General features: G+C 66.6%; 5 protein-coding genes and 3 tRNA genes. 5 read left to right on the forward strand and 3 right to left on the reverse strand.

Going from position 1 to position 6,372, the window contains the following annotated elements; genetic code table 11:
* Positions 1 to 262: 262 nt before the first annotated feature.
* Positions 263 to 1,246, forward strand: coding sequence for a tripartite tricarboxylate transporter substrate binding protein (locus VHP37_23810; protein ID HEX2829397.1), 984 nt, complete (start codon positions 263 to 265; stop codon positions 1,244 to 1,246).
* 12 nt (positions 1,247 to 1,258) lie between these two features.
* Here VHP37_23810 and VHP37_23815 read toward each other — a convergent pair whose 3' ends face one another.
* From VHP37_23815 to VHP37_23825, 3 genes are read right to left on the reverse strand one after another with little or no spacing between them, the layout of a single operon-like run.
* A complete protein-coding gene (locus tag VHP37_23815; protein ID HEX2829398.1) occupies positions 1,259 to 2,602 on the reverse strand; it encodes an FAD-binding oxidoreductase in 1,344 nt (447 codons plus the stop codon).
* Positions 2,599 to 3,339, reverse strand: coding sequence for an enoyl-CoA hydratase-related protein (locus tag VHP37_23820; protein HEX2829399.1), 741 nt, complete (start codon positions 3,337 to 3,339; stop codon positions 2,599 to 2,601). Before VHP37_23820 ends, VHP37_23815 begins: the two co-directional genes overlap by 4 nt.
* A gap of 12 nt (positions 3,340 to 3,351) precedes the next feature.
* The gene (locus VHP37_23825) at positions 3,352 to 5,451 is read right to left on the reverse strand and encodes an acetate--CoA ligase family protein (GenBank protein HEX2829400.1); all 2,100 of its coding nucleotides are present in this window, start codon (positions 5,449 to 5,451) and stop codon (positions 3,352 to 3,354) included.
* Positions 5,452 to 5,678: 227 nt separating this feature from the next.
* Between VHP37_23825 and VHP37_23830 the strand changes: the two genes are divergently transcribed.
* From VHP37_23830 to VHP37_23845, 4 genes are all read left to right on the forward strand, one after another.
* Positions 5,679 to 5,763: transfer RNA gene (locus VHP37_23830), tRNA-Tyr, on the forward strand.
* 60 nt (positions 5,764 to 5,823) lie between these two features.
* Positions 5,824 to 5,897 (forward strand) — tRNA-Gly (locus VHP37_23835).
* Positions 5,898 to 5,952: 55 nt separating this feature from the next.
* Positions 5,953 to 6,027 (forward strand) — tRNA-Thr (locus VHP37_23840).
* 72 nt (positions 6,028 to 6,099) lie between these two features.
* A partial coding sequence (locus VHP37_23845; GenBank protein HEX2829401.1) for a GTP-binding protein occupies positions 6,100 to 6,372 on the forward strand: 273 nt, incomplete at its 3' end.

The raw sequence follows: 6,372 nt of genomic DNA on the forward strand, positions 1-6,372 counted from the left end.
ACGCACGATGCGTCTTTGCGTCATACAACGATTAACCGCTCTTCCGGTATCGGGCAGAAGGAAGATGTGCGGCAAATTGGTCCCTTCAGAGCCTTGTACCGCGTTCGTCGTGTTTGTACAACATCGGCTTTCAAGCTTTTTTCCCGTTTCAGGCGGTCTGTATCGTCAAAACAACAGACAGGAACCCATTTGTCATGCGCGATTCGCTCCATAATGACGCTTGCCGCACCGCGGTGTCGCGTAAAAAAGAGAGGAGACCGAGTTGAACAGGGAAAAAAAGGCGCTTGTGGCTGCGTGTATTACCGCGGTCGGCTTCGTAACGTGTGCTGATGCGGCCGAGCAGGCTTATCCCACCCGACCGATACGATTCGTCGTGCCGTATCCGCCGGGGGGCACCACCGACATCGTCGCGCGCGGCATCGGCGCGAAGCTGTCGGAACGGTTCGGACAGCAGGTCGTCGTCGACAACCGCGGCGGCGCGAGCACGATCATCGGCGCGGAAGCCGTGGCGAAAGCGGCGCCCGACGGTTACACGCTGCTGCTCACGACCGCGACGACGATGTCGATCAATCCGCAGGTCTATCCGAAGCTGCCTTACGATGCGGTGCGCGATTTCGCGCCGATCAGCTCCGCCGTCTACGTGCCGTTCGTCATCGCGGCGCACCCGTCGGTGCCCGCGAACAACATTTCCGAGCTGATCGCGCTCGCCAAAGCAAAACCGGGAACGATCAAGTATTCGACGCCCGGAAACGCCTCGAGCAACCACGTCGCGGGCGCGCTGCTCGAATCGATGGCGGGCATCAAGCTCCTGCACGTGCCCTACAAAGGCTCGGGTCCCGCCGCGACCGCCGTGCTGACCGGCGAAGTGCAGTTCGTGATCACAGGCATCGGCACGCTCGTCTCGCACTGGAAAGCGGGCAAGCTGAAGGTGCTGGCGATCGGATCGGACAAACGCCATCCGAACTGGCCCGATCTGCCGTCGACGGGTGAAGCGGGCCTCAAAGGCTACGCCGCCGGAACGTGGTTCGGCGTGGTGACGCGGGCCGGCACGCCGCGTGCGATCATCGATAAGCTGAACAAGGAAATCGTAGCGGCGCTGGCGAGCCCCGATCTCAAGGACCGGCTGGTCGCGCTCGGTTTCGACGTGTTCTCGGGAACGCCCGAAGAGTTCGCGGCGTTCATGAAGAACGACAGGGCGCGCGCGGCCAAGGCGATCCAGGCGGCGGGGATCAAGGCGAGCGAGTGATGCTCGCGTCCATCAATCCCGGTTATCGGCGTATCGATACCATTGATACGCGAGGCGCTGGCCGAGACGTCTGAACGACGCCAGCGGAAATCGCGGCAGCTCGCCGCTCACCGGCAGCGTCGACATCGGCTCGTGCGCGATCGCCGCGGCGAGCCGTTTGCCTGCGTATAGCGCATACGACACGCCGCTGCCCTGGTAGCCGATCGCGTAGTGAACGCTTGCATCGTCCGCCGCGCGCGAGACGTGCGGCAGGAAGTCGGGCGTCAGACACACCCAACCCCACCAGTCGTAGTCCGCGGTGATGTCGCGCAGCGCGGGCACCTTCTGCTTCAGCCCGTCGAGCAGCGCTTCGCGCTGCGCAGCCTGGCCATCGGTCGTTTCCACGATCTTGCCGCGCCCGCCGAAGAGGATGCGATCGTCGGGCAGGCGCCGCCAGTAGTACAGGAGATTGCGCGTGTCGGTCAGCACGTGGCTCGTCACGAAGCCGCCTTGCTGTTTTTCTTCCCGCGTCATCGGACGCGTCACCACGATGTGCGACAGCACGGGGAGCGTCGTGCCGCGCAGCGCCGGGTGCAGATGCTCGGGCGTGTAGCCGTTCGTCGCGACGACGACGGTTTTCGCGCGCACGCTCCCGTTCGGCGTCGCGAGCACGTGCGTCGCGCCTTCGCGCGTCCACGAGATCACCGGCGACGCGCTGTGCACCTTCGCGCCCGCGTCGCGCGCCATGCGCAGCACGCCGAGCGCGAGCTTGAGCGGATGCACGGCGACCGCATCGGGGAATCGGAGCGCACCGTGTGCTTCGGGGCCCGCGAAGTGGCGCTCGCGCAGCTCGTCGGCTTCGACGAATTCCGCCGGGTACTCGAACTCGCGCTGCAGCAGCTCCGCTTCGCGCTTCAACCCCGGCGCGCGGCTGGCGCGGTGCGCGATCTTGAGGTGGCCCGCTTCCAGGGCATCGCATGCGATGTCGCCTTGGTCGATCATCGCGCGCACGTTGTCGACAGCGGCGAGCGCTTCGCCGAATACCGCCCGCGCCGCGTCCCGCCCAAATTTCTCGATCACCTTGCCCCACGAGTGGCGGCCGATCGCCGCGCGTGCGAAACCGCCGTTGCGGCCGCTGCAGCCCCAGCCGGGCTTGTTCGCTTCGAGCACCGTCGCGCGTATGCCGCGTTCGCGCGCGAGGTGATAGGCGCACGATAAACCGGTGTAGCCACCGCCGATGATCGCGACCTCGACATCGTGTGAGCCCGCCAGCGCACCGTCGTCGGGCGGGACGTCGCCCGCGGTGGCGGCCCAGTACGACGGCGCGTAGTCGAGCCCCGTGCCGGGCGTGCGCGCGGTGAGCGGGTCGTAGCTCATCGGCCGCGGAAGCGCGGCTTGCGCTTTTCCTTGAACGCCGCGACCCCTTCCTTCGCATCTTCGCTCTTGCGCACGCCCGCGATCGCGAGCCGGCCGTAGGCCGCGAGCTCCGAAGGTCCTCGCGGAATCACGTGCGAGACGAACTCGCGCAGCACGCCGAGCACGAGCGGCGCGTTCTCCGCGAGACGCCGCGCGTAGGCGAGCGCGGCTTCGAGCTGCTCGCCGGGACGCGCGAGCTTGTTGACGAAGCCTACTTCGTACATGCGCCGTGCGCCGATCTCCTCCCCGAGGAGCATGAGCTCCATCGCCACCTTGTGCGGAATCTTCGCGGCCAGGCCCGCGACCACCGCGCCGGTGAATCCGACTTTGGCCTCGGGAAACATGAAGCGCGCATCGTCCGCGGCGACGCACAGATCGCACATCTGCACGACGACCACGCCGCCGCCGACGACCCATCCGCCGACCGCCGCGATGAGCGGTTTCTCGAGCTCCACGCCGACGTTCGGGACGCATGCGGGGAAATCCTCGGGCGGCCCTTTGATGTCGGCGCCTCCGGTGAAATGGGCGCCGGCGTGCGTGATGACGCCGACCCGATCGTCGCTCTCGTTGAGCCTGAACCACGCGTCCCGCAGCGCGAGCGCCATGTCGTTGTTGATCGCGTTGCGCTTCTCGGGTCGGTTCAGGGTAATGACGGCGATACCGTCTTTCGATTCGTACGTCAGCGGCGTATCAGCCATGGTGTTTCCTCGTCACGTCTTTACTACGGTCGCACGCGCATCCAGCGCGATCACGCCGTTTTCCTGCACGAGCAGGGGATTGAGATCGAGCTCGACGAGCGCAGGGCCGAGGGCATGCGCGAGCCAGCTCACGTTCACGATCGCGTCGGCGAGCGCATCGACGGCGAGCCGCGGCCGTCCTCGCGCGCCGTCGAGCAGGGGCCAGATGCGCAGGGACCGAACGAGCTCGCGTGCGCGATCGCGCGTGAGCGGCGCGAGCGCGACGGCGGTGTCTTTCAGAACTTCGACGAACACGCCGCCCGCGCCGACGAGCACGACCGGACCGAACTGCGCGTCGTGCCGTGCGCCGACGATCATCTCGACGCCGCCTGCGATCATCCGCTGCACCGAGCAGCCTTCGAACGTTCCGTGTCGGCGCACGCTCGCTTCGATCTGCGCGTAAGCGGCGCGAACGGCGTCGCTATCGCGCAGCCCGAGCTTGACCGCGCCCACATCGCTCTTGTGCACGACGTCGCGGCTGACGCCCTTCAGCACGACCGGATACCCGATGCGCTCGGCCGCCTGCACCGCGGCATCGGCATCCGCTGCGAGCGCCTCTTCGGGACTCGCGATACCGGCGACGCGCACGAGCGCTTTCGCTTCGCTTTCGGTGAGCTGCCCCGCACGTATTTTCGTCCTGTCGACATGCGCGAGCCAGTCGGGCGCCGACGGGCGCTCGGGCGGTGCGGCGGCCGCTGCGCGATAGTCGATCGCGGCGCGAACCACTCGCAGCGCGTCGTCCATGCGATCGGCGTAGGGACAGCCGATCTCGCGCAACGCGGCGCGGGCGCCGTCGACCAGTCGTCCGGGGGTGAAGAGGATGACCGTCGGCTTACCGCTCGCGAGCGCGGCCGCGCCCCAGCGCCGCACTTTCTCTTCGAGCTGCGGGGTCGTCGCGACGACGATGAGCACCACACCGACGTTCGGATCGGCCGACAGCAGCGCCTGTGCGTCTTCGGCGGCTGAGACGCCGCGCTCGCGCGGCAGGCCGCCGACGTCGAGCGGATTGAAGGGCCGCGGTTCCGGCACGAGCGCACGCAGCGCCTCGCACGTCGCGGGCGTCGGCTGCGCGAGCGTAAGCCCGGCGGCGGCGACGCGATCGGCTGTGACCGCGATGGTTCCGCCCGAAGGCGAGATCACCGCGACCGCGCTGCCGCCGATGCGCGGAAAGCTCACGAGAAAGCGAGCGCAGTCGATCATCGCTTCCGGATCGTCGACCGTGATCACGCCGGTTTGCGCGCACGCGGCTTTCCATGCGGCGTGCGATCCCGCGAGACTCGCGGTGTGAGAGCGCGCGATATGAGAGCCCGCGTCGCTGCTGCCGGCTTTCACCGCGAGCAGCGGCTTGCCCGCTTCGCGACAGCGCTGCGCCAGCGCGAGGAAGCGCCGCGCATCCTTCAGCCCTTCGACGTACACGCAGATCGCGCGCGTGGCATCGTCCTCGACGAAGTATTCGATGAAGTCGCAGATCTCGAGGTCGGCCTGGTTGCCGACGGTGACACACGCGGAGAAGCCGGCGCCGCAGTCGGCCGCATGGGAGATCATCGACGCCATCATCGATCCCGACTGGCTGATGAGGCCGATCGCGCCGCGCGGCATGTCGCCCTGCGACAGCGCGACCGAAGACGTCAGCGCGAGCTTGGCTCCGGGGTTGATGAAGCCGAGGCAGTTCGGGCCGATGAGGCGCATGCCGTGGCGGCGCGCGATGCCGACGAGCTCGCGCTCTCTCGCCGCGCCTTCCTCGCCGAGCTCGGCGAAGTCGGCGGTGATGACGACGCAGCACCGAACCCCGGCGGCGCCGCATTGCTCGACGGCGGCGGCCAGCTGCTGCGACGGCGCCGCGAGCAGCGCGACGTCGATCGCGCCGCCGGCTTCTCGGACATCTTTGACGCTGGGTATCCCGAGGATTTCGGCGCCCGAGGGGTTGACGGGCACGATCCGGCCTTCGTAGCCGTGCTTGAGCAGGAAGCGCATCACGCGTCCACCGAACTTGGCGGGGTCGGCGGAGGCGCCGACGACGGCGACGGCCCGGGGATTGAGCGCGGCGCGCAGGGTTTCGATCAGGTTTGACATCCGGTGGAGTGTCGCGTCCGCGCGGGATCGTCGCGCAGGGCGTGAATGGTGCGTATTTCGCCCTGAAACGGTGGTATCCTGACGGCTTCCCACGAATCCGGCATGGCCCGAGCCCTCTTTGCGCCTGCCGTCAACGACCCGGCCCGCGCTTTCGGCATGCTTCGTGCCAGTGCCCGTAAGTTGTTTGACAGCAAAACGAATTTTCCAGATAATGCCCGGTTTCGTCCGGAGGGGTTCCCGAGCGGTCAAAGGGATCAGACTGTAAATCTGACGGCTCTGCCTTCGAAGGTTCGAATCCTTCCCCCTCCACCAACCGATTTGCGGGCGAATTACGCAAATAAATGCGCAGGAGTCGCGCTTCCGAGTACCAAGGCGGGTGTAGCTCAATGGTAGAGCAGAAGCCTTCCAAGCTTACGACGAGGGTTCGATTCCCTTCACCCGCTCCAGTACTCGGCGACACGAACGCGGTCAAGCGACGCGCAGCAGGATGTAAACATTCAGGCCCATGTAGCTCAGTGGCAGAGCACTCCCTTGGTAAGGGAGAGGTCGCGTGTTCAATCCACGCCATGGGCACCAGCAGCTTCAATGATGACGCAGTAACGGCAACGGCCAAAACAGACTCACAAAACTGATCAAGGACACACAGATATGGCCAAGGGCAAATTCGAGCGGACCAAGCCGCACGTGAACGTGGGCACGATAGGTCACGTCGATCATGGAAAGACGACGCTGACGGCGGCGATCACGCTGGTGCTGGCGAAGAAGTTCGGGGGCGAGGCGAAGGCGTATGACCAGATCGACGCGGCGCCGGAAGAGAAGGCGCGCGGGATCACGATCAATACGTCGCACGTCGAATACGAGACGGCCAACCGCCACTACGCCCACGTCGACTGCCCGGGCCACGCCGACTACGTGAAGAAC

This window comes from Burkholderiales bacterium, assembly GCA_036262035.1.
GTDB lineage: Bacteria > Pseudomonadota > Gammaproteobacteria > Burkholderiales > SG8-41 > JAQGMV01.